This is a genomic window from Enterococcus sp. AZ071, from assembly GCF_050499065.1.
Taxonomy (GTDB): Bacteria; Bacillota; Bacilli; order Lactobacillales; family Enterococcaceae; genus Enterococcus_A; species Enterococcus_A ferrettii.
In genome coordinates this window covers 3,272,829-3,297,765 of sequence record NZ_JBIPAS010000001.1, presented here as the reverse complement: position 1 = coordinate 3,297,765, position 24,937 = coordinate 3,272,829, and the positions used below count along the sequence as shown (strand labels likewise).

General features: G+C 39.3%; 27 protein-coding genes. 2 read left to right on the top strand and 25 right to left on the bottom strand.

The window, feature by feature from the left end:
• Window position 1: 1 nt before the first annotated feature.
• From IGI49_RS16150 to IGI49_RS16085, 14 genes are all read right to left on the bottom strand, one after another.
• On the bottom strand, window positions 2-412 hold the full coding sequence (locus IGI49_RS16150) for a PTS sugar transporter subunit IIA (protein WP_429962500.1): 411 nt from the start codon (window positions 410-412) through the stop codon (window positions 2-4).
• Between the two features lie 11 nt (window positions 413-423).
• Window positions 424-1,356 carry a phosphoglycerate dehydrogenase gene (locus IGI49_RS16145; protein WP_429962499.1) on the bottom strand — a complete coding sequence of 311 codons (933 nt, stop codon included), beginning with the start codon at window positions 1,354-1,356 and terminating at the stop codon, window positions 424-426.
• A 12-nt stretch (window positions 1,357-1,368) separates the two neighbouring features.
• Window positions 1,369-2,205: a PTS system mannose/fructose/sorbose family transporter subunit IID gene (locus IGI49_RS16140; RefSeq protein WP_429962498.1), complete on the bottom strand. Its 837-nt coding sequence runs from the start codon at window positions 2,203-2,205 to the stop codon at window positions 1,369-1,371.
• Complete coding sequence (locus IGI49_RS16135; protein WP_207700588.1) at window positions 2,202-2,951, bottom strand: PTS mannose/fructose/sorbose/N-acetylgalactosamine transporter subunit IIC; 750 nt, start codon at window positions 2,949-2,951, stop codon at window positions 2,202-2,204. Before IGI49_RS16135 ends, IGI49_RS16140 begins: the two co-directional genes overlap by 4 nt.
• Window positions 2,952-2,969: 18 nt before the next feature.
• On the bottom strand, window positions 2,970-3,449 hold the full coding sequence (locus IGI49_RS16130) for a PTS system mannose/fructose/N-acetylgalactosamine-transporter subunit IIB (protein ID WP_207700587.1): 480 nt from the start codon (window positions 3,447-3,449) through the stop codon (window positions 2,970-2,972).
• 15 nt (window positions 3,450-3,464) lie between these two features.
• The gene (locus IGI49_RS16125) at window positions 3,465-4,094 is read right to left on the bottom strand and encodes a ketohydroxyglutarate aldolase (RefSeq protein ID WP_429962497.1); all 630 of its coding nucleotides are present in this window, start codon (window positions 4,092-4,094) and stop codon (window positions 3,465-3,467) included.
• 297 nt (window positions 4,095-4,391) lie between these two features.
• Window positions 4,392-4,910 (bottom strand): helix-turn-helix domain-containing protein, encoded by a 519-nt coding sequence (locus IGI49_RS16120; protein ID WP_429962496.1) that lies wholly within the window; start codon window positions 4,908-4,910, stop codon window positions 4,392-4,394.
• 333 nt (window positions 4,911-5,243) lie between these two features.
• Window positions 5,244-6,353 (bottom strand): ABC transporter ATP-binding protein, encoded by a 1,110-nt coding sequence (locus IGI49_RS16115; RefSeq protein WP_429962495.1) that lies wholly within the window; start codon window positions 6,351-6,353, stop codon window positions 5,244-5,246.
• Between the two features lie 25 nt (window positions 6,354-6,378).
• Window positions 6,379-7,251, bottom strand: coding sequence for an ROK family protein (locus IGI49_RS16110; protein WP_429962494.1), 873 nt, complete (start codon window positions 7,249-7,251; stop codon window positions 6,379-6,381).
• 16 nt (window positions 7,252-7,267) lie between these two features.
• Window positions 7,268-8,740, bottom strand: a complete 1,473-nt coding sequence (locus tag IGI49_RS16105) for a glycoside hydrolase family 32 protein (RefSeq protein ID WP_429962493.1) — start codon at window positions 8,738-8,740, stop codon at window positions 7,268-7,270.
• 13 nt (window positions 8,741-8,753) lie between these two features.
• On the bottom strand, window positions 8,754-9,602 hold the full coding sequence (locus IGI49_RS16100; protein ID WP_207700581.1) for a carbohydrate ABC transporter permease: 849 nt from the start codon (window positions 9,600-9,602) through the stop codon (window positions 8,754-8,756).
• Window positions 9,599-10,465, bottom strand: a complete 867-nt coding sequence (locus tag IGI49_RS16095; protein WP_429964933.1) for a carbohydrate ABC transporter permease — start codon at window positions 10,463-10,465, stop codon at window positions 9,599-9,601. Before IGI49_RS16095 ends, IGI49_RS16100 begins: the two co-directional genes overlap by 4 nt.
• A 107-nt stretch (window positions 10,466-10,572) precedes the next feature.
• Window positions 10,573-11,889 carry an ABC transporter substrate-binding protein gene (locus tag IGI49_RS16090; RefSeq protein ID WP_429962492.1) on the bottom strand — a complete coding sequence of 439 codons (1,317 nt, stop codon included), beginning with the start codon at window positions 11,887-11,889 and terminating at the stop codon, window positions 10,573-10,575.
• A gap of 143 nt (window positions 11,890-12,032) precedes the next feature.
• Entirely contained in the window at window positions 12,033-13,001 is a 969-nt protein-coding gene (locus tag IGI49_RS16085; RefSeq protein ID WP_207700579.1) for a substrate-binding domain-containing protein, read from the bottom strand.
• 496 nt (window positions 13,002-13,497) lie between these two features.
• On the opposite strand from IGI49_RS16085, the gene IGI49_RS16080 reads away from it, so the two are divergent.
• Complete coding sequence (locus tag IGI49_RS16080) at window positions 13,498-13,734, top strand: hypothetical protein (protein ID WP_429962491.1); 237 nt, start codon at window positions 13,498-13,500, stop codon at window positions 13,732-13,734.
• Between the two features lie 115 nt (window positions 13,735-13,849).
• The gene (locus tag IGI49_RS16075) at window positions 13,850-13,948 is read left to right on the top strand and encodes a hypothetical protein (protein WP_429962490.1); all 99 of its coding nucleotides are present in this window, start codon (window positions 13,850-13,852) and stop codon (window positions 13,946-13,948) included.
• A gap of 158 nt (window positions 13,949-14,106) precedes the next feature.
• Here the strand turns inward: IGI49_RS16075 and IGI49_RS16070 are convergent, their stop codons facing one another.
• The 11 genes from IGI49_RS16070 to IGI49_RS16020 form a co-directional block, all read right to left on the bottom strand.
• Window positions 14,107-15,060 carry a tocopherol cyclase family protein gene (locus IGI49_RS16070; RefSeq protein WP_429962489.1) on the bottom strand — a complete coding sequence of 318 codons (954 nt, stop codon included), beginning with the start codon at window positions 15,058-15,060 and terminating at the stop codon, window positions 14,107-14,109.
• Between the two features lie 483 nt (window positions 15,061-15,543).
• Window positions 15,544-16,425, bottom strand: a complete 882-nt coding sequence (locus tag IGI49_RS16065; RefSeq protein ID WP_429962488.1) for a class II fructose-bisphosphate aldolase — start codon at window positions 16,423-16,425, stop codon at window positions 15,544-15,546.
• Window positions 16,419-16,967, bottom strand: a complete 549-nt coding sequence (locus tag IGI49_RS16060; protein ID WP_429962487.1) for a DUF4428 domain-containing protein — start codon at window positions 16,965-16,967, stop codon at window positions 16,419-16,421. Before IGI49_RS16060 ends, IGI49_RS16065 begins: the two co-directional genes overlap by 7 nt.
• Window positions 16,964-18,433: a xylulokinase gene (locus IGI49_RS16055; RefSeq protein WP_429962486.1), complete on the bottom strand. Its 1,470-nt coding sequence runs from the start codon at window positions 18,431-18,433 to the stop codon at window positions 16,964-16,966. The genes IGI49_RS16060 and IGI49_RS16055 overlap by 4 nt, the downstream gene beginning before the upstream one ends.
• Window positions 18,434-18,452: 19 nt before the next feature.
• Window positions 18,453-19,496, bottom strand: coding sequence for a zinc-dependent alcohol dehydrogenase (locus IGI49_RS16050; RefSeq protein ID WP_429962485.1), 1,044 nt, complete (start codon window positions 19,494-19,496; stop codon window positions 18,453-18,455).
• A 15-nt stretch (window positions 19,497-19,511) separates the two neighbouring features.
• The gene (locus tag IGI49_RS16045) at window positions 19,512-20,342 is read right to left on the bottom strand and encodes a PTS system mannose/fructose/sorbose family transporter subunit IID (protein WP_429962484.1); all 831 of its coding nucleotides are present in this window, start codon (window positions 20,340-20,342) and stop codon (window positions 19,512-19,514) included.
• Window positions 20,335-21,099: a PTS mannose/fructose/sorbose/N-acetylgalactosamine transporter subunit IIC gene (locus tag IGI49_RS16040; RefSeq protein WP_207700572.1), complete on the bottom strand. Its 765-nt coding sequence runs from the start codon at window positions 21,097-21,099 to the stop codon at window positions 20,335-20,337. Before IGI49_RS16040 ends, IGI49_RS16045 begins: the two co-directional genes overlap by 8 nt.
• A 24-nt stretch (window positions 21,100-21,123) precedes the next feature.
• Window positions 21,124-21,600, bottom strand: coding sequence for a PTS sugar transporter subunit IIB (locus tag IGI49_RS16035; RefSeq protein WP_207700571.1), 477 nt, complete (start codon window positions 21,598-21,600; stop codon window positions 21,124-21,126).
• 61 nt (window positions 21,601-21,661) lie between these two features.
• Window positions 21,662-22,075 (bottom strand): PTS sugar transporter subunit IIA, encoded by a 414-nt coding sequence (locus IGI49_RS16030; protein WP_207700570.1) that lies wholly within the window; start codon window positions 22,073-22,075, stop codon window positions 21,662-21,664.
• Window positions 22,076-22,093: 18 nt separating this feature from the next.
• On the bottom strand, window positions 22,094-23,995 hold the full coding sequence (locus IGI49_RS16025) for a PRD domain-containing protein (protein WP_207700569.1): 1,902 nt from the start codon (window positions 23,993-23,995) through the stop codon (window positions 22,094-22,096).
• Between the two features lie 27 nt (window positions 23,996-24,022).
• Window positions 24,023-24,859 carry a class II aldolase gene (locus IGI49_RS16020; RefSeq protein WP_429962483.1) on the bottom strand — a complete coding sequence of 279 codons (837 nt, stop codon included), beginning with the start codon at window positions 24,857-24,859 and terminating at the stop codon, window positions 24,023-24,025.
• Between the last annotated feature and the right edge of the window lie 78 nt (window positions 24,860-24,937).

Below are 24,937 nucleotides of genomic sequence, written 5' to 3'. Positions count from 1 at the left end.
CCTATCTGTCTTCTAACCGTTCGTTTGTCAGCACAAGGCTTTCATTAAATACCGTAAAGCTGTCTTTAACCAACTCATCTAGATCAATCATTTCTGCCATGGTTCCTCTCATATACAGATCAATAAACAAGGGCAGATTCAATCCGCTTAGTACTTTATGCTCATATTTCTGAGTTAAAACAGTTAATACATTTGATGGCGTTCCACCAAACAAGTCAACCAAAGCAATTGTTGGTCCCTCAAGCTCAGCAAAAAGCGCCGTAGCTTCTTGATAAAAATCTTCAAAGGATTTTTCAGGCAATAGAGAAAGGGTATACACATTTTCCGTGGCTCCGGCAATCATTTCTGCTGAGTTCACTAGTTCTTCACCGAACCGTCCGTGGGTTGCTACAATAATGTTCAATTTAGCCATATCTGCTTCTCCTATAAAACACGTAATTTTTCCATAACAATCTCTGTCGAGTATGCACAGGTTCTTTTTTCTGATTCAACTGTTCGAGCAGCCGTATGGGAGGTTAACAAGAAGTTATCCAGAGCTAACAGCGGCTCTTTATCAGCAGGAGGTTCCTGACTGAAGACATCAAAGCATGCACTCCGAATTTCACCTGAGATCAATGCCTCATACAACGCTTTTTCATCAACAATACCGCCTCTAGCAGCATTAACTAAGCAGGCTGTCTTCTTCATCATCTGAAATTCATTTACAGAAATCATATTTTTGGTATTATTAATTAGTGGTAGGTGTAGTGAGATATAGTCTGAACTTTTCAGCAAATGATCCAAATCGACTTTTTCAACTTGGTACTCGTCTAATACTTCGGTTGAAATATCGAAAACATCGTTTACTTGTACAGTCATCCCTACGCCTACTGCTTGTTTAGCTAAATACTTGCCGATTGCTCCAAAACCAACGATTCCTAAAGTTTTTCCACTAATTTCATAGCCTGTTGGCTTTTGCCACTGGTGATTTTTGACTCCACGAATAGTAGGCCATAGATTTTTAGCTTCGCAATAAATCATGCTCATCACATGTTCAGCAACAGCATTTGAGTTTGAACCGATTGTTCTTCCCACATAAATGTTCTTGCTTTCTGCGTAAGCAACATCAATATTATCTGTCCCCACTCCAAATTTACAAATCACTTTTAACTTAGGACATTGATCAAGCACTCTTTTATCCATGATATCCACACCAACGATAATAGCGTCTGCATTTTTAGCCAGCGCTAAAAATTCTTCATCTGAATAGGCCAATCCTGTATCATTGTAATGAACCTTTAAGCCATATGACCGCATTTTTTCAATCTCTGATTGCCCATAAGCCGCAAAACCTCGTGGGGTTATTAATACATTCATTTCACAACTCCTTTATATAATCCCTAAGAACGTCAGTAAAATCGCAAAAGCCATAGTAACCAAGATAATGTTTAAATACTTCGGTCCCTTTTTAATAATGTAAAAATACATTGCCATGACTAAACAAAACGGCAGCAAGTTTGGCAGCATCCCATCCAAAATCTCTTGCACCGAAACCTTTTCAGCATTGTTGGCAAACTCCAATATTGTAGAAAACTTGACATAAGCAGCAGATAAGCAACCTATCATGAATAAGCCTACGATACTGGCAATATCAATAACCTTCTTGATTGCTCCTGACTGCAAAATGTTCATTACTGAATTCTTCCCCAAGGTATAACCTTTATTGAATAGGAACCATGACCAACCATAAGACCATATCAAGTAAATCAGAGCTGGAATAAACGCAGCAATTACCGATCCATCCAATGCCATTGGAACAAAGATAGCCAATGGAATCGTTGCAACAATCCCCTGGTCGACACTATCGCCAATCCCTGCTAACGGTCCCATCAATCCAATTTTCAATGATTCCATCACTTCAGGCGTGATTTCTTCATTCCCCATCGCTCGTTGTTCTTCTAAGGAGATAATGATTCCGTGAATGACACTGCCCCAATTACAGTTAGTATTGAACATTTGCACATGCCGTTTCATTGCCTCTTGTAACCCATCAGGATCATTCCTATAAACCTTACGCAAAATTTTATTCACTGAATAACTAAAAGCCAAAGCTTGCATCCGGTCAAAGCTGACAGGTACCTCAACTGCCAACGTCCACTTCCACCAGGCCTTCAGCAGATCTATCCGAGTAACTCTCTTATCTGATACTGTACTTGCTTCGCTCACGCATATTCCTCCTCATCAGAATTTTGTTTAAACAATGAACTAATCATGGCAATACATACAGCAAATACTGCCCCTGTCAGCATTGAGAAGCCCATTACAGAATAAAGGAAGAACCCTAAAACGAAAAATGGCAAATATTGTTTCTTCCCCATTACAACAAGAGTCAAGGCAAAACCTAAAGCCGGAAGCATGGCTCCTGCATTCGATAACCCATTCATCAGCCACTCAGGAATGACATTAATAAACGCTTTTACAACGTTTGCCCCAAAGAGGGTAGCGATAAAAACAGGTGTAAAATAAAGTACTCCATTGGTTAGCCAAGGAATCATAAATGAGAACAATGACAACTGATCATATTTTTCTTCCTCAATCAGCTTATCTGCTCGCGTATTATAAAAAGAGTTAAAGGTCCGTCTAACGTTATTAATCAATACACCTAAGACTCCAAACGGAACCGCTAGCGCAACCGCTGCATTGGCATCTAAATTACTTAACATAGCTGCTGGAATCGCAATACAAGCTGCCAAGGCCTGATCACTAGGAATATTTCCCCCAGCCTCAATTCCACCCATGTAAATCAATTGAATCGTCGCTCCATACAAAAGCCCCTGCTGAACATCACCAAAAACCAAACCAATAAACACACCCAACACAACTGGCTTCCTAAATGCAAAGGAAAAGAAATACTGTGCTCTTCCCATTGCAATCCAATAAATAAGACCTACTAATGCTGATTGGACTACCATAATAATCTCCTTTTCTATTTATAATTTCGCGACCGCATTTTTTAGTGTTTCAGATGGGTAATCTGGTGTGGTTTGGAAATAGATAGCAATTCCTTGTTTTTCTAATTCCAAAAGTAAATCTGCATCTGTTCTATCTAATGTAATCGCGTTGTTCACTGCTTTTCTGCCAGGTCCACCACCTAAGCCCCCAATTTGAACCTCTTTTAAAGCCAATCCTTTATTAACTGTTTCACTAAGCTCCTTCACACTCTTAAACAGTAGCAGCACTCGATTTTTCTCTAGTTCTCCTTTCTGCTGGACTTCTACTGCTTGATCAGAAGACAATACTCTGATTCGAACGCCTTTTGGTGCTGCCATCTTAAACACATCCTGCATAAATGTATCCTTGCTTAATGCTGTATCAACAGTGACAATTTCATTAATATCACACTGCTTCAACCACCGTGTAATTACCTGTCCATGAATCAACCGGAAATCTACTCTTGTTAGTGCAATCATTTTTTCTTCCTCTTTCTATCTGTATTCTTTTATAATCGCTGAAATCTTTCTTGCATTCTCTTCAATTTCCTTTGAGGTTCCTTTAGTCAGAAGAGAACCGAAGCCACACACATCAACCCCGTTTTGTAGCCACTGTTCCAAGTTCTCTAATGTGATTCCGCCACTTGCTAATATCGGCATATCAGGCAAAGGTGTCTTAAATACTTTCACCAGCTGATGTCCATAAAAATCTGAAATAGGGAAAGCCTTAATAAAAGCTGCTCCTTCAGTCAATCCTTCTACTGCCTCAGAAAAACTAGTACAGCCAGGCGCATAAGGAATTTGATAACGGTTACAAATATGAGATACTCCTTCATTAAAAGTGGGAGAAATGATAAAATCTGCCCCTTCTAAAATAGCGTGCCTAGCCGTTTCAGAATCCAGAACGGTTCCAGCACCAACACACAGAGAAACACCATATTTTTCTTTCAATTTCCGAATAATTTCACCCGCATTATTTAAGGTGAAGCTCATTTCCATAATCGGAATACCTCCTGCCATACAGCCTTCTGCAATTTCACTAGCTCTTTCAATTGTTTCTGCTCGGACAATTGCCAATGCGCCGATATCATATAAAAATTTTGTTGTTACAGCTTTTTTCAACATCGTTTATCTCCTCCTAAGACTAATTTTCACATGATTCGTCAAATAAAGATATGGTCCGCAAAAACAAAAAAAGAGAGGCTAATTTGTTTTTGAGAACCATAAAAATATGTATCTATTTTCACATGACTTATTTTTTTAATAAAATGGGGGCGATATTTGGGTGAGATCGCAGGACAATTGCGGACGAGGATAAACAAATGAAACCGATATTTAATTCACTCTACTTTCTCTATTTATAAACGTTGGTATATCAGCATTCGTAAACAGCAAAAAAGCTAGGCTTTTTGTGTCAAAAATTTAACGCAAAAAGCCTAACAACAATACTACAGCTAACCAAACTAACATGAATAATGCCGTCCAACCGATTGCCAAGTAGAAATACGGCTTGTATCTGTTTTTATACTTATTCCTATTCATCTTTAAATAGTAATAAGTCAACGGCAGCAGATTGGCAAATAGGCAGCAGAAAATTAGAAATACATTTGGAAAATTATTCTGCGATTGATGAAGCAGTACCAATTGTTTAAACAGTATCAACAGATTTGCTAAAAAAGGAATAATGAATAATATGAGACTTTTACTAACTGCGGTCTTTCTTCGAATATCTTTCACGATGGTCGATTCCTCCAATAATATAGTATCTAAAGACAAATTGAATAATCGAGCCAGACGAATCAAGCTGTCAATATCTGGCGTTGTCTTCCCTGTTTCCCAATTGGAAATGGTCTTTTTAGAGACAAATATTTTTTCTGCCAGCTGTTCTTGCGTCAGCTTATGTTCCTTTCTCTTACTTTTGATCATCTGGTTGATTTCCATTTATCTTCACCTACACTCTATTATTTTGTCACAGCTTCTTCTATCCAATCTATTTCCTTTTGAGCAAAATGTCGATAGCAAATCCTTTCTATCATTGGTAATAGGAGGATTATTTGCCGATTTATAATATTTTTCTTTGATAAGCAAGCTCAGGATAGAATATTTCCACACTAAAAAAACCCGATCACTTCTATAGTGATAATCGGGCTTTATCGTAACAATAAATGTTTATACAGAGTGTTAATCTAAAATAATCAAATGTATTTGCTTGTTCCAGATTTAACACTTAGTTCCAAGCGCTAAAAAATTTCTCTAGTGCATCGGAGTCACCTTTTATGGTAAATTGATAACCGATTCTGTTGCTTTATCGAAAAAGTTCCCCTTATTTAAATCAAATGCTAGATCTAAGTACGTTCCAGGCTCGTGGAAGTTTCGTGCATCAACTTTTGCAACAAATTCTGTGTCACCAATGACTGAATAGAGCATCGTTTCGGCACCTAGCAATTCTGAAACCACTACTTTGGCACGAACCGTTGCTTGAGGAGCTGCATCGAGAGCGATTTGTTCACCGTGAATGTCCTCGGGACGGATACCGAATATAACCTCTTTGCCTTCATAACCTTTTTCTTTCAAGACTTTATTTTTACCTTCAGGAATTGTGAGACTTAAACCTTGATTATTAGTTAATATCCCATCCTTTAATGTTACAGTAAAGAAATTCATTGCTGGCGAGCCGATAAAGCCCGCTACAAAAACATTATTAGGGGCATTATATACCTCTTGTGGTGTACCGACTTGCTGGATTACACCATCTTTCATAATTACAATTCTATCGGCCATAGTCATCGCCTCAGTTTGATCATGTGTAACATAGATAGTCGTAGTCCCCAAACGCTGGTGCAATTTGGCAATCTCAGCACGCATTGACACTCTTAATTTCGCATCTAAATTGGATAACGGTTCATCCATTAAAAAGACGCGGGCATCTCGAACGATTGCTCTTCCTAAAGCGACACGTTGGCGTTGTCCTCCAGACAATGCTGCCGGTTTTCGATACAGATATTCCGACAAACCCAAAATATCCGCTGCATTTTCTACGCGATTTTTGATTTCTGTTTTATCATATTTACGCAGCTTTAATCCAAAAGCCATGTTATCGAAGACTGTCATATGTGGATATAAAGCATAATTTTGAAAAACCATGGCTATGTCTCGATCCTTTGGTGCAACGTCATTCATACGCCGACCATCGATCGTGAAATCCCCTTCCGAAATGTCTTCTAACCCTGCGATCATCCTTAATGTCGTGGACTTCCCGCACCCTGATGGACCGACAAAAACAATAAATTCTTTATCGTTGATCTTCAAATTAAAATCCGTCACCGAATACGTTTCAGCATTATCATATTTTTTATGAATATGGTTTAAGCTTAGTTCTGTCATATGTGTTCACCCATTTCTTTTTCTATTACGAATGCAGCTGATGTTCTTTTGCTAATGCCAGACAACCGTAAGTTCCTGCATTATCCTCTAATTTCGGAGTGACCAAATAATGATCCAAGTCTGGAACTTCTACGTAGTCATTTAAAAGCTGCTTAAATGCTGTTTTTATTTTGTTTAACACATGCTGCTGTTTCATGACTCCTCCACCGAAAATTATGACATCAGGTGAAAGCATGAGTGTGGTATTGTATGCACATTGGGCAAGATAATAAGCGATCAACTCCCAATGCTCATCTTCTTCATCCAGCTCCTGCCCCTTTTTTCCAGCCCTCTTTTCAATGGCGGGACCCGAGGCCACTCCCTCTAGACAATTGCCATGGTAAGGACAAACCCCTGCAAAAGAGTCTTTCGGATGTGGTTGAATTAGCATATGTCCCATTTCGGGATGGCTGAAGCCTTCAACAAACTGGCCATCAAATATAGCGCCACCACCAATCCCTGTTCCGATCGTATAATACACAGCACTGGATAGACCGCTGCCGTTACCAAATAAATATTCACCATAGGCCGCTGCGTTTACGTCTGTCGTCCAAGCGATTGGCACTTGAAAAGATTCTTTTATTGTTCCGACAAAATCAAAATTTTGCCAGGCCAGCTTTGGAGTGGACGTAATGTAACCATAAGTTGGTGAATCTCGATGAATATCAATGGGACCAAACGAGCCCACACCAATTCCAACTAATTCTGCGGCATATTCTTTGAAAAAGCCGTTCACTAAACCTATCGTTTCTTTCGGAGTTGTCGTAGGAAAGCTCTGGCGTTCAATAATTTCTAATTCCTGATCGGCGACTGAGCAAACAAATTTCGTGCCACCAGCTTCGATTGAGCCATAAATCATTATTGTTCACTCCCTTCTATAAATTAATTAAGCCGCTTTCTAATGAAAAAGTTACTTCACTATCTGCTTGTAAAAGAAAATCATGCCCTTTTTCTGTCTCATAAAAAGTCATACTCATGGTCAGACGATCATTTAAAAAAATCTCAACAGCTGAAGTATCACGGAAAATTTCGATGGTTAGGTAATTGTTTTCCAGAGGAACAGTCATACTACGCTTTTTCAATACTTCGCTTTCAGCTCCTGGTAAATCGTAAGGCATTTGTTCTCTGGAAACAGTAAAGTACTCCTGCTCAACATCATAACTCAGTAATAATGTATGCTCTGCCCCTTTTGCGTATTGAAGCTCTAACTTCGTTGCCAGTTTTAGGTTAATTTCCAAGCGTAAATAATGCTGATCGTAAACCAAATCCTTCAGTAAAAACAAATTCTTCTCTGTTTTAGCCTTCTCAATACTCTCCTGCTCATCAATTACTTGATAGATTGTTGAAATTGGTCTTTGCACTAGTTGATTATCAGTTACTCTCAGCTCTCTAGGTAAGGTCATAGACCCCGACCAACCATGTCCTAAATCATTTGTAGGCATTTTCCGCTGCCACATTTGCATCCAAGCGGTCATAATTCTCTGTCCAGCTTCATTTTCACATGTTTGAGGTGCATAGAAGTCTAGGCCTCCATCAATCTCGTGGAAATTTTCTACTTGAAATTTACCTGCTTGCCAATCGACGGTACCGACAAAAGCGACAGTTGAGTTAGTGTTTTGGTAAGAATTCCCTTGTGCGAGCATTTGAATCGGAGAAATAATTAAGACTTCTTTACCATCTATTTCAAACAAATCTGGGCACTCCCATACAATACCTTGTTCCGGAGTTCCTTCCAGCAACACAGAATAAAACTCCCAAGTGAGTAAATCCTTGGAATGAAACATTACTATTTGTCCACGATCATCCGAAGTTTTAGTAGCGACTACAGTGAAATAATCCTCCTGGCGTTGAAACACTTTGGGATCTCGAAAATCTTCAGTTGTTGCAACAGAGGCTACTTGATCTTCTGCAATTATCGGATTTCCAGCATATTTCTCAAAGTGAACACCATCCTCAGAAACCGCCAGACACTGAACCTGTCGGACATGTCCATCCACAACATTGTGTCCTGTATAAATCAAATACAACTTGCCATCCTTTTCTATGGCACTACCAGAAAAACATCCGTCCTTGTCATAGCTTTCTCCTGGAGCTAAGGCTACTGGCAGATGCTCCCAATGAATCAAATCTTTGCTTTTGGCATGCCCCCAATGCATTGGCCCCCAAATACTGTCGTAAGGGTAATATTGATAAAACAAATGATATTCTTCTTGATAATAAACAAAGCCATTAGGATCATTGATCCAGCCAATCGGAGCCATTAAATGAAATTTATTCCGGTATTCTGGATTGACTAACGGCGCATTATTTTTAATGAATTCGTTAGCTTTTGAAAGTCTTTGCAGCATTGAGTATTCTCTCCTATTTTATTCCTGTCCCAGAACCGCCAAGTCCCTGCAGAATATATTTTTGTGCGACGATATAGACAATAATCAGTGGAATCGTTGAAATTGTTAAAACAGCCATCACCTGATTGATATAAACCGGCTGTGTAGTATTAATAGTGGTAATTGCCACTTGCATTGAAAATTTGCTGCTGTCAGTTAAGACCATCAAAGGCCAGATATAATCATTCCAGCTTGAGATAAATGATAAGACACCTACTGTTGCTATAGCTGGTTTTGACATTGGCAGCATGATATGAAAGAACACTTTAACAATACTTGCTCCATCTAATTTCGCTGATTCTATGATTTCTTCTGGAATAGCGATAAAGAAATTTCTAAACAAATAGATATTAAAAGCGCTGGCCATCGCCGGCAAAATTACTGCCAGACGAGTATTGACCAAACCTAGTGAGTTAACAATAGTAAATTGTGGAATCAAAACCGTCTCCATTGGTACAATTAGTAAGGCTAAAAGAGCCCCAAAAATAATTTTCTTACCTGAAAAATTAACCTTAGCAAAGGCAAAACCCGCTAAGGAGTTGACAATAATCGAACCACAGGCAAAGGTTAATCCATAAAAAATACTGTTTAATAAATAAGTACCTACGCTAAAACGGGAAATGACATCTTGATACGTTTTAAACCAGTTAGCTGGATTAAGGCTAGGTAAAAAAGCTTTGAAAGAAGCTAAATTTTGATATACATCTGCTTCCGGCTTCATAGAAGAAACCACCATCCACAGCATTGGGAAAATGAATAATGCTGCCAAAAGGAACAGCAAGAAATATTCTACAATCATTAACGGTCCAAATTTCTTGGTCATGCTGGATCATCCTCCTTCACCAATTTTCTTTGAGCAATTGTGATTAAACCAATCATAGTGGTAAAGATTAACGCAATAGAGCTGGAATAGCCTACCATCCGGTCAGTAAAACCAGTTTGGTAAATGTAATACACCATCGTCATGGTAGAATTCATCGGGCCTCCTTGAGTCATTACCATCGGTTGAATAATCAGCTTAAATGCTGAAATTAAAGTTGTAAGAAGAATAAAAATTGCAGTTGGCTTCAATAAGGGCATGGTAATATAACGAAATTGCTGAAATTTAGAAAAACCGTCAATTTCTGCTGCTTCGTAAACATCTTGAGGAATATTTTGCATCCCACCTAAAAACAGCAACATCTGATATCCTGCGCCTTGCCATGCTGATACGAAAACAATCGTATACATTGCTTGTTTCGGGCTAGTCAAAAAAGGCTGCGAAGCAATTCCAATCTTTGCAAATAAGGTATTGATTAAGCCTTCGTTAGGGTTTAACAGGTACAGCCATAAAATCGAAATAACGACTAAAGACATCACAACTGGTGCAAAAAAGGCTACTTTAAAAAATATATTTCCCTTACGCTTTTTATTGATAATAAGTGCCATTCCTAAAGCGGCTCCCAACTGGACCGGAATAATCCAAACAACAAATTTAGCCGTATTCCAAATACTTTTTACAAAAATTGGATCGTCGAACAGCCGCTTGAAATTTTCCAAGCCGATAAACTGTCTAGCATCTGGTGTTAGTAGATAGTAATCAGTAAAAGCATAATAAATTACCATGATTACGGGGATAATTAGAAAAATGGTCAGTAACAGCAATGCTGGTGCTAGAAATCCGTAACCTATCAGATTGTCTTTCATTGTCGGTTTTTTTAACACTCGATTGTCCTCCTTTATATGGAAAAACAGCTGCTGAAATCGTCAAGCTCTGGCTAGGCTCTTTCTGTCAGCAGCTGCTTCAGAAAAATCTATTTCAATGAAGTATTAATTGCCTGTTGCATTTCAGCAGCACGACTATCCGCTACTTTCTGTACATCCGGATTTTCTTCAAAATAGCTAACATCTTGAACCGCTTGCTGGAAGGCTCTGGACACTTGCGGATACGCCACAACCACCGGGCGGGCATGTCCAGAAATTTGGTTTTGTTTAATCAGTACCTTCATTCCTTCTGATACATCGTCTTTGATTAATTCAACCGTTGAATTTCTGATAGGCAGAACGCTGTTTCCTAAACTCATGATACGACTAGACTCTGTATTGGTTGCAAATTTAATAAAAGCCGCTGAAGCATCCTTTTTCTCCGTTTTTTTAGTCATTGCCAATTGCCAGCTGCCGGTTGGTGAGACTAATTCACCAGTTGCATCTGAAACAGGGTAAGGTAAAATACCATAGTCAATATCTTGATAGTTTTCTTCCAAGTCTGCCATTGTCCAAGAACCGCTCAAAAGCATCGCATATTTTCCGGTTTCGAATCCTTTTTCAATAGGACTGATTGTGGTGTATTCTTTTTTTACCAATCCTTGAAGAAATTCCAACGCTTCGACAGATTTTTTATCGTTAAAATAGTTCTCTGCTTTGGTTCCATCATCATTAACCACATCACCGCCATTCGACCACACAAATGGTGTATATGCATAGGTCAGCATTTCATCTCCAGAGGCCATTTGCATGTCAATTGCAGGTGTTTTATATTTATCAGTCAATTTTTGGCAAATCGCTTGGAATTCAGTCCAAGTCCACGGATCCTCCAACGTTGGTAATTGATCTTCTGTAATGCCCGCATCTTTAAACAGCGACTTATTATAATAAACACCTACATTAGATTCCGAGAAACCAAAAGCATACATTTTTCCATCATAAGTTCCTTGCTGAACAATACTGTCTAATACATCATCCATATCAGCATCTTTTAGATAATCATCTAAAGGAGCAATAACTCCTGAGTGAGCATAAGCAGCAGTGTTGGGGCCATCTAAAGTAATAACATCAGGAAGACTATTGGTTGTAACTGCGGCGTTCACTTTATCTTCGTATCCTCCACCGCTGCCGCTACGAGGAATGTACTCAGTCACAGCTTTATATTCACCGGCATATTCATCATTAAAATTGTCCACAATCTCGGACCAAGCCTTTCCTTCAGGCGTTTCATCAGAAAATTGAACCCAAATTTTAATTTCCCCCGGATCGCTGCTACCTGAACCTTTTTCCTTACTGCCACCACATCCTGCCAAACCTCCAGCTGTTAAAGCTAAAATTGCTGCAAATGCTAACACTCGTTTTTTCATGATGTTCCTCCTATTTTTTTGAAACGTTTCCGTTTTTTTATAAATTAATTTGGAAACGTTTCAATTTATTGACTTTAAGATATCATTGAAATCGTTTTCTGTCAACATAGCTACAAAAAAAAATCGTTAAAAAACGATTTTTACTATTTTGTCGTCTCTCCGGCATGAAAGAAAACCGGTAATACCACCCGTTTAGGCGGTTCTTCATTCAAAATCATTGCCACGATCGTCTCTACCGAAACTTTGGCCATCTCCTCTATTGGCTGTACGATGGTTGATAGTAAATAGTCTCTTTGTAACGATAGTTTGATTCCATCACACCCGATAATTTGAAAATCCTTTGGTGCTTCCTTTCCAAGTCTATTTTGGGCTTTTATGACATCCAAAGCCATGAAATCATTGATAGTAAAAATACCATCAATCTCAGGATTATCAACGAAAAAAGTGTGCAATTGCTCGTCTAAATTACTAATTGGTTCGGGCATATCAAGCACCTTCACAGCTACTTTATTTTCCTCACAAATATTATAAAAGCCAGCTTTACGATTGTTCGTTTCATTAGGATAAGGCGAAACACCCCCAACATAACATAAATTTTTACAGTTTCGATTAAGTAATTCTTGAGCAGCTATCTGTCCGCCTAAAAAATTATCTGCAGTAACATAAGAAACTTGTTCCGAAAAATGCCGATCTATACTGACAAATGGCAAGTTTGATGATACATATTTATCAATGTCCGAATAGGTAATACCGATAATTCCATCCACTTTACTTTGCTTAACCATTTGGATATATTCTTTTTCTTTCTCCGCATTGCCATCGGCATTACACAAAAAAAGTTTATAATTTTTTAGGCTAAGAGCCTCCTCTACATAATAAGCAAACTCTGAAAAAAAAGGATGCCAAATCGTAGGTAAAATAAGAGCGATAGTATTGCTGCTATTCGTTTTCAGACCTCTGGCATACTCGTCAGGCTCATAGTTAAGCTCGCTTATGGCTGCCATCACTTTTTCTTTAGTAACCTCTTTCACCTTTACGCCATTAATTACTCTAGATACTGTGCCAACACCAACCCCTGCTAATGCTGCAACATCCTTCATAGTAGCTTTCACTTCACAAACCACTCCTTTCAAAAGAATTCCAAGTCTCATTATACCAAAAAAAGGAAACGATTCCAATTGTATAGAAATATTTTGTTTGGTACGGACAAGAAAAATAAAAAAATTCCACCTAAGTATTTGTATTTTGTTCATGTATATCGGTAATCAGTTAATACTTAAATTATTTTACGTCATACTATTTTAAATAATTCTGATAGTTAGTTTATTATCTCTTTAATGAGATACTCTAGTAATATTGTTTACTTAACAAAACAACTACTAAAACGAAAAGAGTTGTTTTAACGATAGATAATTCCAACGACTCTTAGAACTTTTTCCATTCGGTTTCGATTATTGTCAATCGGAGAAAAAGACTCCCTACATTTGCATCGATAGAGAACCTTTGAATAAAAAGAATACGATCTTTATCTCCTCAAATCATTATCAAGGTGCATTTGAGGCAACCTAGATCCTGATTCAAAGCAGCTTGACACATCTTGTGACCGTCATGCATAAACGGAAATCACCATCCGTAAAAGAGCGGCATAATGGCTTCAAAGAAGCGTTGAAGAAGAACAATTTCAGTTTTGACACTACGCAGAGTGTTTTCATTACAGACGTTTTATCTGAACATTTCAATTCTGAGCTGGATGCTTTTCTTACTGCTACTCCAGATACAGATGGACTTTTTGCAATCAATCTTAATCGCTTTAGAATTGATCGTTGCACTCAAGAGAATGCATAAAGATGTGCCCTCTGAAATAAAAATTATCGGCTTCAATGATATGCCTTAGGATCGTTATTCCACCCCAACGCTTTCTTCGATCAAGCAAGATACAGATACTATCGCATTCAAAGCTGTGGAAAATCGGATAAATCTGATCGATAACAAAACTGAAACGGGGCAACCCATTGTTGCACCAGTATCATTAGTACTCAGAGAATCAACCGAAAAATAACCTGTTATCCCTATCCGCTTACTATATAAAGTCAGAGGATAGGGACTTTTTATAAAATCTAAGTACACTATTGGCAAGCCTTCTTTTGTTCATTACATTTAGTCTTATCTACGACAAAAATAATCCCTAAAATACTTTTGCAAAAGCAGCTATTCCGATTAGTACTTGAAAGAACCAACCTGTCCTACCTCTTCAAAGCCCGCCATCCGACCTTCACCTTTAAACAACTCTTTTCCTTGTTCAGTAAGCTCAATGTTTATGGTTGTATTCGCATTTTCGCGGATAATCCGATTCATTTCACCTTGACTTGGAGCCATCAAATCGTGGCCGATTTTACTATCAATAGTTATTTTTAGTACCCTATTCTTTTGCTTAAGAATAATTGATAGTTGGTCATTGTCGCGCGTGATTGAGTCAACTTTTCCTCCATAATAAGTCGCAATTCGATATTCTTTTCCGTCGATAACTAACACACAAATCAATCCTAAAAATTCAAAACCTATAAAAGGAATGTCTGCCAGTGAAAAGAAAAACTGAGCATCCTTTGGTTGGAACTCATTCGACTGTGACCAGATATAAGCTTTAGGAAATGATGTTCCCCAATCTTTTTCAATATAGCCTGTTCCCCTAGAAAAATCTATCCTTTGGTCATTCCATTGGAGACTCCCTTGTAGAGAATGTGACATGCTTAAAATTCCATGATAGCATTCCATAAAGCTTAGATAAGAAAAAGGACCCATTATACTTGGGGAAAATTTGCTGCGTTGAATTGGAGAAAACGGACCATACGTAAGTTGACCTGAAATAAACAGGTTTTCTTTCTCATCCTGGATATCCAACGAAATTCCTTCTTCTCCGAAAACATTGTTTCCAATCCGCACATAAAAACGATCTTTTTCAGCAAAAAATTCATCCTCAGAAAAATGAATCACATGGGAACTTTCATCATGTATAATTTGAATAAAAGGGTGTTTACTTCCATCTCTCTCAATAGAAATCCCTGGAATAAAAGCATAAGCATGTTGCTCTACTTGATGTTTTAAGTACCAGCCTTCAAAGAAAGAATGTTTCTTTTCTTTTCCGTGATAGTAAATATCTGTTGTTAGTGTCATTCCTTCATCATCCTTTCGGCTAAGTGTTTCCATTCAAGTTCATTATACTGAACTGCTGGAAAAGTAGCTAAGGATGAACCTTTAAAAGGCTTCTTAACCCATTTACTCCCTCTCAAATAATCACTGCAAACCAGTTAAGCTAAAAGTCGTTCTTAACTATGCACACCTTTTTGTTCGCATCATTCTTGTAGAATCGTTCAAATACTTTATCTATATTTTTGTCCTTCTTCGTAAAAATACCACTCCATTTGTCCATGATGTGATCTGAAAATCAGCATTGGTTTAGTATTGGGAGAGGGCTTTTTCTATCTCACTGGAATCTTTTTGGACTTACTGTAGAACAAATGCTTTTTGAAGTATACAAAAAAGTGTTAGCGACAACTGCTGCCACCAACACTAGATATTGTAGAGCCAAATTTTTTACAGCTCTCATGCTTGGGAAAAATGTGCTGATTCAGTCATCAAGCGACAGATTTAGTCAGCCTATTGTAAATTCTTTTTATTTCTGCTAAAGGCTTGTATAGCGTCTAAGTAATCTGCTTTTACCGCTTCAGTTGCTGCAACTACGCAATCTTCTAAAAAGTATTCCTGCGATGTTTCGGCTAAAAAGTCCTTTGTTTTAGCCCCTCCTACTTTGTTTGCATAGGTGTAGTAGTTGATTTTGGCGATTCCCTTATCGATTGCACTTTGGTAATCTGCAGCACTGACACCTGAACCACCATGCATTACTAAAGGGATTCCTACTTCCTTGTAAACTTCCTCCACCCGATTCAAATCTAGTTTCGGCTCATTTAGATAGATCCCGTGAACTGTTCCAAAGGCGATGGCTAGGCAATCAACTCCAGTGGCTGCCACAAATTGCTTGGCCTGGGCCGGGTCAGTATAGATATCGATTTTACCAATTTCATCATCATCGGGGACTCTTCCTTCTCCACCACCTAAAGAAGAGGTGAAGACATGGCCCAATTCAGCTTCGACACTCACACCTAAACTATGAGCAATTTTGACAATTTCCTTTGTGCGGGCAATATTCTCTTCAAAGGGAAGGTCCGAAGCATCAATCATCACTGAAGTAAAACCTAATTTCATCGCACGAACAATTGCCGCAAAGCTTTTCCCATGATCTAAATGAACGACTACTGGTACCTTACTCTGTTTGGCATATTGCAACATAATCGGTCCAATTTCTTCTAAAGGAATCAAGCTGTCATGGCCTTCTGCATGCTGTAGAATCACTGGCAGGTTTAATTGCTCAGCTGCTGAGATAGCAGCTCGCACCATTTCCAAATTAGGAACATTGAAGGCTGCAATCGCAATTTTCTCTGATCGGGCTTTGACCAATACTTCTTTTAAATCTGCTAACATAAGATTCCCTCTCTCGACTGATTGATTTCGTTCACAACATTCTCAGCTAAGGATTTCATGGTTTGATATGGCATACTGGTTGTATTAATAAAATTGGGAATCAGCCAGATAGCTCGTGTCACTTTTTTCCCTTGATTAAGAGTCAGAACAACTTTGATACACCCTAGCGTCTGCTTCTTTTTCTTCACTACTTTTTCTAACTGCTCTTCCATCATCTGACAATCAATGATAGCTGAAAAAGGATAAATTTCCGGTTTTAAGTCCTCCTTGGTGTACTTTTTATGATTAGGCAGACAAAATTGTTGGTTTTTATCATCGAAAAGAAGCAGCTGATTAATTTTACGGGAAATCTCAAAGGTAGCTTCTTCTTTAACTTCGATAGCTGTGTCAAACTGTTTAAGCAATTCTTCTTTGGTTCTATTCTTGATAGTTTGGCTGAAATTTTGACTGGCTTTCTCATAACAATCCTTGCAGACATAGCCATCCGCACACTTAAACTTGATGAAACGTAAAGATGTTTTGCATATCAGACATTCTTTCAATTTTCGTCACCTCCTGCAAGTAGAAACAGCTGTGTCAATTTTAGATAGCTTTGGTAGCGCCCATTGTATTTTTTTACAAGCATCGGGTCTGGCTGAACCAACTGATAATCTGCCTCGGGAAAATCAACGAACCCCTCCACACCCATCATTGCTAAAATTGCAGCTCCGTGAACTGCTTCTTGTGCAACTAACACACGCTTAATGGGATACCCGAGAATATTAGCAAATAGGTTAATCCACAAATCACTTTTGGCGCCTCCTCCAACTATCGTAAAATATTCTGGCTGATCTTCATTTCGCATTGATTTGAACAGCTGACGAATTCCGAAGGCTAATCCTTCCAGCACAGCTAAGTACATTTCTTCTCTCGTCGTTTCCAGACTTAAGCCAACAAAGGCACCCTTTAGATGTGGATTAGCAAATAAGGTTTTTTCTCCATTCATATGAGGAAAGAAAAGGACATCGTTTTCGCCTAATAATTCCTTAGAAATCTGATTTTGCTCTTTTGCATATTCCTTCGTATACAAAATATTTTCCAACCACCAGCTGTTTACCTTTGCTCCCGCCTGAACGGTTCCTTGGGTGATGATTGATCGGTCGTCTTTAGTAATTTTGGCAACCACATTTTTTCCTACTTTTTTTAACTGGTGCTGACTATTAGGAATTACTACTACCCCCGAGGTCCCTAAAGAAACCAACGGCTGATCGTGTTTAAAACTGCCAGACACCAAAGCCGATGCTACATTGTCGCCCGTTCCTGATACAACGGGCAACTGCCGTTCAATCCCTAGTCGTTCACACACCTCGGGGGTCAAAATGCCAACAACCGTTGATGCTGGTTGAATCGACGGGAATATTTCAGCATCAAGCTCGAACAGCTCCTGCACCTCTTTTGACCATTGATCCGTTGTTAAGTCATATAAAGAAGAAGTAGAGGCATCGCAATAATCGGTCGAATAGGTTCCAGTCAACTTCAGTTTTATATAATCTTTAGCAATCAAAAATTTGCTAATCTGCTGATAGCTTTCTGGCTCATTTTCCTTTACCCAAAGCAAACTGGCTAAAGGACTTCCGGTTGAGACAATTTTAGCTATGTGAGCAGTCTGAGGATTTGTTGTCAGCGTTTGTTTGATAATTGGCAAACTATTTTTGGTACGATTATCATTCCACATAATGGCTGGTCGGACAGAAAAACCGTGTTTGTCTACAAACACGGTCGTGTGCATCTGGCCAGTGATCCCAATCCCTGCGACCGTTTCGGCAGGAACGTGCTGGAAGAGCTCTTTCAGCCCTTCCAAGGCAATTTCTACCCAAGTATCTGGATCGATCTCTGTCCAGCCTTTACAAGGAGTAAGATAGTCATACGCATATTGCATTTCATAGACTGGTGTCAATTCTTGGGTAACCGCAGAAATCTTAATTGATGTGGTCCCAATATCTAACCCAATATAAATGGACGGCTTCATACTTGCTCCTGCTTTCTATTTAGTCGAAGGTAATAATAGTCTTCAATGTTTCTGGTCGTAGTGCATACTCAAAAGCATCTACTGCATCTGTGTAGTCAAAGGTCTTATCAAGCAATGGCGTGATATCTACCAGTCCTTTAGCAATCAATTGAATTGAACGATAGAAAGTACGAATTGTCGGACTAACAGTCCCCGTAATTACTTTTTCATAGGAATGTACGGCGCCCATATTAGTTGGTACTGGATCGTTTGGATGCAAGGAGCTAAACATAAACGTTTGACCACCTGTTGCTGTGAATTCCATTGCCTGCTGGGCAATCGCTGGAATAGCTGTGGTATTGAACACCACATCGGCTCCGCGCCCTTCCGTTTGCTCTTTGACAAAGGCTACCGCGTCAACAGCAGTTGGATCGAAGGTAACATCTGCCCCTAGTTGTTCCGCAAGGCTTCGCCGTTCTTCATTTAACTCGCTGACAAGTACTCGTGCTCCTTGCAGCTTTGCCAACATCACGTGCATCAACCCCATTACCCCACCGCCGATGACCAAAACATCTTGACCGAATAAGATATTCGCCCGTTCGACGCTATTGACAACACAAGCTAACGGTTCAGTGAAGGCACTATGAGTAAAAGGAACCTCCTTCGGGTATTTGTACAAGTCCTTACTTTTAACTGCGACGTATTGAGCCATCCCCATGAAACCGGAGATACCCTCTGGATTTTGAAACGTTGAAGAGGATGCCACTTCGATACACAGATTTTCTCTTCCAATCTTGCAATAATGGCACTCGCCGCAAGCAGGAATAATATATTTCACCACATGATCGCCAACTTGGAAGTGTGCTGGATTCACAGCAGAACCAATTTCTGCCACTTCCCCGCTAAATTCATGACCGCCGATTCGAGGGAAGGAATAGACCGTATCCCCCAGATAATCGCGAATATCATTGGTACATAAGCCGTTGCTGCGAACCTTCATTAAGACTTCATCTTTTTCAATCACAGGTGTCGGCAGCTCTTGAATTTCCAACTGCTTAACCCCGATTTCTACTATTGCTTTCATCTAAAAATCTCCTGTCTAGCCTAAAATTCCTAAGAAACCAGTGACAATACCCACCACTACAATCAAGCCGATGATCTTCAATGAAGACCATCCGCGCTTCATCAACCAGTAAATCAACATAGTAAAGGCAAATGGCAGGATATTCGGCATTACCGCATCTAAGAATTGTTCTTGAACTTTAAAGGTGGTCGTTGAGCTAGCAATTTCCAATGCTACATGCATTTTTACATAGCTGGAAATCAGGCCGCCCATAACCATACAACCCATGATTTCTGCACCCCGCAATACTTTGTTTAGAATTCCCTTCTCGAGAAAATCCATCACAGCATCTGCACCGGCTCGATACCCAAACATGAAGTTGGCATAGCTCATACCCCAAGCAATGGCAATAATGGCTACCGCATAAATAATGGAACCCCAGATAGTTCCTTTTAAAGTTAAGTCAATAGTGATAGCTAACAAAATCGGGATTAATACCCCTTGGAAAATTGTATCGCCAATCCCTGATAATGGACCCATCAAGGAAGTTTTCAAACTAGTAATAAATTCGCTGGGAATCGCTACACCCTTCGCTTTTTGTTCCTCTAGAGCAATGATCATCCCAATAATACAAGAACCAAACTCGATATGAACATTGAAAAATTCAATTTCGCGTTTCATCATTTCTTTTTTCTTTTCTGGATCATCATTGTACAGGCGTTTGGAGATCGGTACAAATACGTGTGCAACAGCCTGTCCCATCATGCGTTCGTAGTTGTAACAAGTTTGCGGCAAGTTTTCCCAAATCAGCCAAGAGCGGAATAAATCCTTTTTGCGAATCAAGCTTCCTTCAACCTCTTTACTCATAGATTTCATCCTCCTCTGAATCAGATTTATGACTTGTTGCCTGTACGTAAATAAGTGCTGCTAATCCTGCGATCACACCCAACGGTAATAGGTCTAAACCAGAATAAGTTGCTAAAATAAAACCTAAGAATAAGAACACACGTGCTTCACCTTTGAAGATGTATTGCAAGGTAATCGCTACCCCAAGAGCCGGCATCATGCCACCAATAACGGTAAATATTGTCAGTGCAGTACCACTTAGTGCTTCAATAAAACCTGAGATGTAACTAGCACCAAAGTATGCAGCTAATCCGCAGGGAATAATTGTCATCAACGCAGTCATCAACTGTGGAAACAATACATTGGCACGCCATATCTTGTGGTACTCACCTTTTTCAATATAGTTGTCTGCCACGTGAACAAATACAGAACCAAAAGTCATCCGACCATACCAGACAATCGTTCCTAACAAGCCGATCGGTACAGCCACTGATAAAGCTGTTTTAGCATCTAGACCACCAGTAATAGCAAACGCTGTTCCTAAAATACCAGCCAGTGCCATATCCGCTGGCATTGATCCACCGGCAGAGATAAAGCCTAAATACACTAAGTTAATCGAAGCACCCGTCATCGCCCCCATTAACGGATCGCCTAAAATAATACCTGTTACCAATCCACAAACTAACGGACGCTGCAGCGACCATAACCCAACAAACGGCAGGTTCCCGATAGCCAGGAAATACACTACCCCACATAAAAATGCTTGAAAGACAGACATACATTTTTCCTCCTTTTTTATAAATTACAATAAGTTCGTAATTTCAATTAATCGTTGTTCTGGTACTAGCTGATAAAAGACATGTACGCCTTTGTCTACCATTTGACGAATTGCTTCTACTTCGGCCTCATCACAGGCAACATTTTTTATGAATGGTTTGCGTTCATCGCGGATACCCATTCCACCTAGATTTACCTGCGGCAGCTCGATACCACCTTCAACTAGCTTGGCATAAGTAATCGGTGTTTTAGTCAGCAATAAGCAACGTTCCTTCTCATTGAAAGGCTTCTTCAATTCTTCGATTCCCTCTGCAGTGGTAAAAGCGTCCACGCGAACCTTGGTAGGTGCCAGCGCTTTCAAAATACGTTTTTGGAAGGGGTCGCTGGCTACGACATCATCGATGATCACAATATGGTTGATACTATAAGTTGGCGTCCATGCAGTTACTACCTCCCCGTGAATCAATCGATCATCTACTCGTGCAAATACAATATTTTTCATATTTCTCGCTCCTTACATATTGGTTGTTTTTATACTAGTACTGTTACTAAAAAATGAACGGCTACTCCTCCAAATTAACTCCTAAATAGTTATTCACATCAATGAATGTTTCTGGTGCTTGGGATAAAAGTTTAGTTGAAATATCTTCAGCCGTCATTTCATCATTCATCCGAATCATAAAGGCCTCCAATACCATCGGCAAATTCATTCCAGTGATATGGCGAATTGGGTAGTCTCCCATCAGTGCCACCACTGCATTAAATGGACTGCCGCTGAACAAATCGGTAAAACAGATAATGTCTTCTTTCCCGCCAAATTCTTCAATTGCTTGTTTTATCTGATCCTTTAATCCCCCAATATCGTCAGTGGGATACAGCCCAAAAGCTTTGGCATCGGATTGTTCGCCAACAATCATCTGGGCGCTGCCCAGAATACTTTTGGCCAGATCTCCATGAGATACAAATATATATTTCATTCTCCATCCTCCTATTTTTTAAATATATTCATCCAACAATTGTGAAAGGTTTTCCTTGAAATTATCAAAGGTAGGATCTTTTACCAACCGATCAACAAATCCTTTTTCTTGAATAATCTTTCCAAGATAATTCCACAACTGAAAAACTTTTGCATTATTTTTCTCAATGGCCACCAGCATGACCAATCGAACCTTATTACCGTCAGTGTCCCAGATCAGCTCATCCTCCAGCAAAATCACTGATACAAAAGTTTCTGCCATTATAGGATTGATCGGATGCGGCAGAGCAATACCATTACCAAAATAACTGCTGCCTAGACCCTCTCTCAAATCCACTGCTTCTCTTAGCTGGAATACTTTATCATTGACTTTGGTGACTGAGCTTGAACAAATCTTGTCCAACACCTCTTTTTTGCTTAAAAATTTCCCATATTGAAAGAGTTGTTCATCAAATAAATTAACGATCTCAAATTTGTCATTAAATCCGTCAATCGCTAGCTTAATTTTGGAATATTCGGCTTCGCTAGGGAAGAAACTAATCAATATGGCACCCATTTGTTCAGTCAGCTCTGTTTGTTCAGTTGTAAAGATGACGTCGTAATCTTCCACGTCGATCGAACCGATTTCATGGGTGTTTAATAAGGTCAAAATCACAATTTCATTTGCAAACCAAGTCGCAAACCGTTGCCTTAACAAGACACTTTCGCTGCGCTTTAGGCTGGTAATAATCAAAATTCGTTTTTTCCCTGAAATGTCATTGTACTTAGCCAGATATTGGTTAAAATAAATCGCCAGATAAGCAATCTCGCCTTCTTGAATTCGTTTATCCACCGTCTCTTGCAGCAGCAAGCACATATAGGCTGCAATGTCGAAGCCTAATGGAAACGACTGCTTGATATGATCCAACAACTGGTTTTCGTTTTGAATATTGTACTCAATCCGGGTCAATAAAGGCATCAGATGCAGAGCTAACGAAATTCGTAAATCAATTTCCTGTGTAAAATCAATGTCAAATTTCTCATTAATTTCCTTTAGAGAATATAGAATAAACGTATTGACCTCTTCAGAGATGTAATCATCGTTCTCGTAGTCGCTTTTGCCTTTGATATAAATGGCTAGATTGACAATTTCTGATTGCGATATCGTGAAGGGAAAGCGTTCAGCTAGTCGGAAAAAGATTTCCTTTGAGACTTCAATTTCCGATTCAAAATCTCCTGTTTGATCGATTTCCCTTGATCCCACATAGAAACCACTCTTCATTCGCTTAATCGCCATCTCAATGTGAACAATCAAGTTCTGAAACAATGTCTCGGAAATGTGAAAATGATGCTTTAATAGAACACTTACTAAAATTTTTTCAATTCCCTGACGAAGCTTGTCGTAGCTGGACAAATTTTCTTGCTCTTGATGAATCCCAATATGACCAAGCTTCAGCAAGCATTTTCGCTTGTTGTACTCCGTGCCGACAATTACGACACCAGCATTTCTTTTTCGTTCAATTACCAGCTGATAGCCTTCCAGTACTTTGTCTGCCTCTTTCAAGTCTGAATTAAGAGTAGATGGAGCAATGAACAACTGGTCCAGCAGAACCTGCCGACTGATGGGCCCTCGCTGGTGCAACAGTAAAACACACAATTTCCGGACACGATCTGACTGATTTTGTTCAACCAGACCGTTGCTTTTATCCAACTCCTCTTGATAGGCAAGCTGGTCATTGATGATCAGCTTGCTCCCTTTAGAAGATACCGAAACGAGCTCTGCATGGTCTTTAGCAGTCAAGTATTCTCGAACACTCTTAATATCCGATTGGATCGTACGCATACTTACATTAAATTTAGTAACAAAGTAATCAGCAGTTAAAAAAGAGGGGCTGTGTTTTTCGAATTCTTTTAAGATTGCTTCTTGGCGCTTATTCAACACGTTGGTTCCCCTCCCTATTTCTTACATTTATTTCCCGTTCACTTCCGCGATAATCGCTTTAACACGCTCTTCCACGTTTATAATGGCGTCTTTTGACAGAGACATGATGTCAAACTCATTATGATTTTGTTCATAGGCTTGACCAAATGTTCGAATGAAGGCTTGTCTAAGATCAGAACCGTAATTTACTTTAATCAGATTCTGTTCCTTGGCTCTTCTAACTTGGTCAAAGGGAATGCCTGATCCGCCGTGTAAGACTAAATGAACTGATGACAGCTTTGCGATTTCCTCCAACAATGGGAAGTCTAGGTTTGGAGTTAAATCCATACCATGAACATTACCGATGGCAACCGCAAGCAGATCACAATTGGTTCGTTCCACAAACTCTTGGATATCTTCCGGATTTGTTTTATCATCACCTTCTGATACATGATCGTCTTCTTTACCGCTAATCGCTCCCAACTCTGCTTCTACTGGAATACCGTAGAAGTGACAGTATTCAACCGTCCGTTTAACTTCTTCGATGTTTTCTTCAAAAGGCAAATGAGAAGCATCTACCATAATAGAGGTAAAACCAGCCTCGATACAGGCCTTCACATCTTCAAAGCTTTTTCCGTGATCCAAATGCAGGGCTATTGGTGTTGAGCAATCCTGCATAACTGATTTCACCATATCGGCGATGATTTTCGGGCTGGAAAGCTTCAGGTTACTAGAAGAAATAGCAATATATCCGCCCAAACCGGTTGACTGATAGCCTTTAATAATTGCGGCTGTTAATTCGTAGTTTGTCGTATTAAAGGCTGGTAATACTAAGCCTTTCTCCTTGGCATAATCCATTAACTTGTAGCCGTTCACTAATTGCATTGTTTTTCCTTCTTTCTCTCTTGCTGAATCCATCATAGCTTGAAAAAGAAAGCAATAGGGTTGATCTTTTTGCAAGGT

What these genes read in the sequence shown, in the direction of transcription:
- IGI49_RS16150 (WP_429962500.1), bottom strand. Translation starts at nt 412, where the DNA reads ATGGCTAAATTGAACATTATTGTAGCAACCCACGGACGGTTCGGTGAA.
- IGI49_RS16145 (WP_429962499.1), bottom strand. Translation starts at nt 1,356, where the DNA reads ATGAATGTATTAATAACCCCACGAGGTTTTGCGGCTTATGGGCAATCA.
- IGI49_RS16135 (WP_207700588.1), bottom strand. Translation starts at nt 2,951, where the DNA reads ATGGTAGTCCAATCAGCATTAGTAGGTCTTATTTATTGGATTGCAATG.
- IGI49_RS16130 (WP_207700587.1), bottom strand. Translation starts at nt 3,449, where the DNA reads ATGATTGCACTAACAAGAGTAGATTTCCGGTTGATTCATGGACAGGTA.
- IGI49_RS16125 (WP_429962497.1), bottom strand. Translation starts at nt 4,094, where the DNA reads ATGTTGAAAAAAGCTGTAACAACAAAATTTTTATATGATATCGGCGCA.
- IGI49_RS16120 (WP_429962496.1), bottom strand. Translation starts at nt 4,910, where the DNA reads ATGGAAATCAACCAGATGATCAAAAGTAAGAGAAAGGAACATAAGCTG.
- IGI49_RS16115 (WP_429962495.1), bottom strand. Translation starts at nt 6,353, where the DNA reads ATGACAGAACTAAGCTTAAACCATATTCATAAAAAATATGATAATGCT.
- IGI49_RS16110 (WP_429962494.1), bottom strand. Translation starts at nt 7,251, where the DNA reads ATGATTTATGGCTCAATCGAAGCTGGTGGCACGAAATTTGTTTGCTCA.
- IGI49_RS16105 (WP_429962493.1), bottom strand. Translation starts at nt 8,740, where the DNA reads ATGCTGCAAAGACTTTCAAAAGCTAACGAATTCATTAAAAATAATGCG.
- IGI49_RS16100 (WP_207700581.1), bottom strand. Translation starts at nt 9,602, where the DNA reads ATGACCAAGAAATTTGGACCGTTAATGATTGTAGAATATTTCTTGCTG.
- IGI49_RS16095 (WP_429964933.1), bottom strand. Translation starts at nt 10,465, where the DNA reads ATGAAAGACAATCTGATAGGTTACGGATTTCTAGCACCAGCATTGCTG.
- IGI49_RS16090 (WP_429962492.1), bottom strand. Translation starts at nt 11,889, where the DNA reads ATGAAAAAACGAGTGTTAGCATTTGCAGCAATTTTAGCTTTAACAGCT.
- IGI49_RS16080 (WP_429962491.1), top strand. Translation starts at nt 13,498, where the DNA reads ATGCATAAACGGAAATCACCATCCGTAAAAGAGCGGCATAATGGCTTC.
- IGI49_RS16070 (WP_429962489.1), bottom strand. Translation starts at nt 15,060, where the DNA reads ATGACACTAACAACAGATATTTACTATCACGGAAAAGAAAAGAAACAT.
- IGI49_RS16065 (WP_429962488.1), bottom strand. Translation starts at nt 16,425, where the DNA reads ATGTTAGCAGATTTAAAAGAAGTATTGGTCAAAGCCCGATCAGAGAAA.
- IGI49_RS16055 (WP_429962486.1), bottom strand. Translation starts at nt 18,433, where the DNA reads ATGAAGCCGTCCATTTATATTGGGTTAGATATTGGGACCACATCAATT.
- IGI49_RS16050 (WP_429962485.1), bottom strand. Translation starts at nt 19,496, where the DNA reads ATGAAAGCAATAGTAGAAATCGGGGTTAAGCAGTTGGAAATTCAAGAG.
- IGI49_RS16045 (WP_429962484.1), bottom strand. Translation starts at nt 20,342, where the DNA reads ATGAGTAAAGAGGTTGAAGGAAGCTTGATTCGCAAAAAGGATTTATTC.
- IGI49_RS16040 (WP_207700572.1), bottom strand. Translation starts at nt 21,099, where the DNA reads ATGTCTGTCTTTCAAGCATTTTTATGTGGGGTAGTGTATTTCCTGGCT.
- IGI49_RS16035 (WP_207700571.1), bottom strand. Translation starts at nt 21,600, where the DNA reads ATGAAAAATATTGTATTTGCACGAGTAGATGATCGATTGATTCACGGG.
- IGI49_RS16030 (WP_207700570.1), bottom strand. Translation starts at nt 22,075, where the DNA reads ATGAAATATATATTTGTATCTCATGGAGATCTGGCCAAAAGTATTCTG.
- IGI49_RS16020 (WP_429962483.1), bottom strand. Translation starts at nt 24,859, where the DNA reads ATGCAATTAGTGAACGGCTACAAGTTAATGGATTATGCCAAGGAGAAA.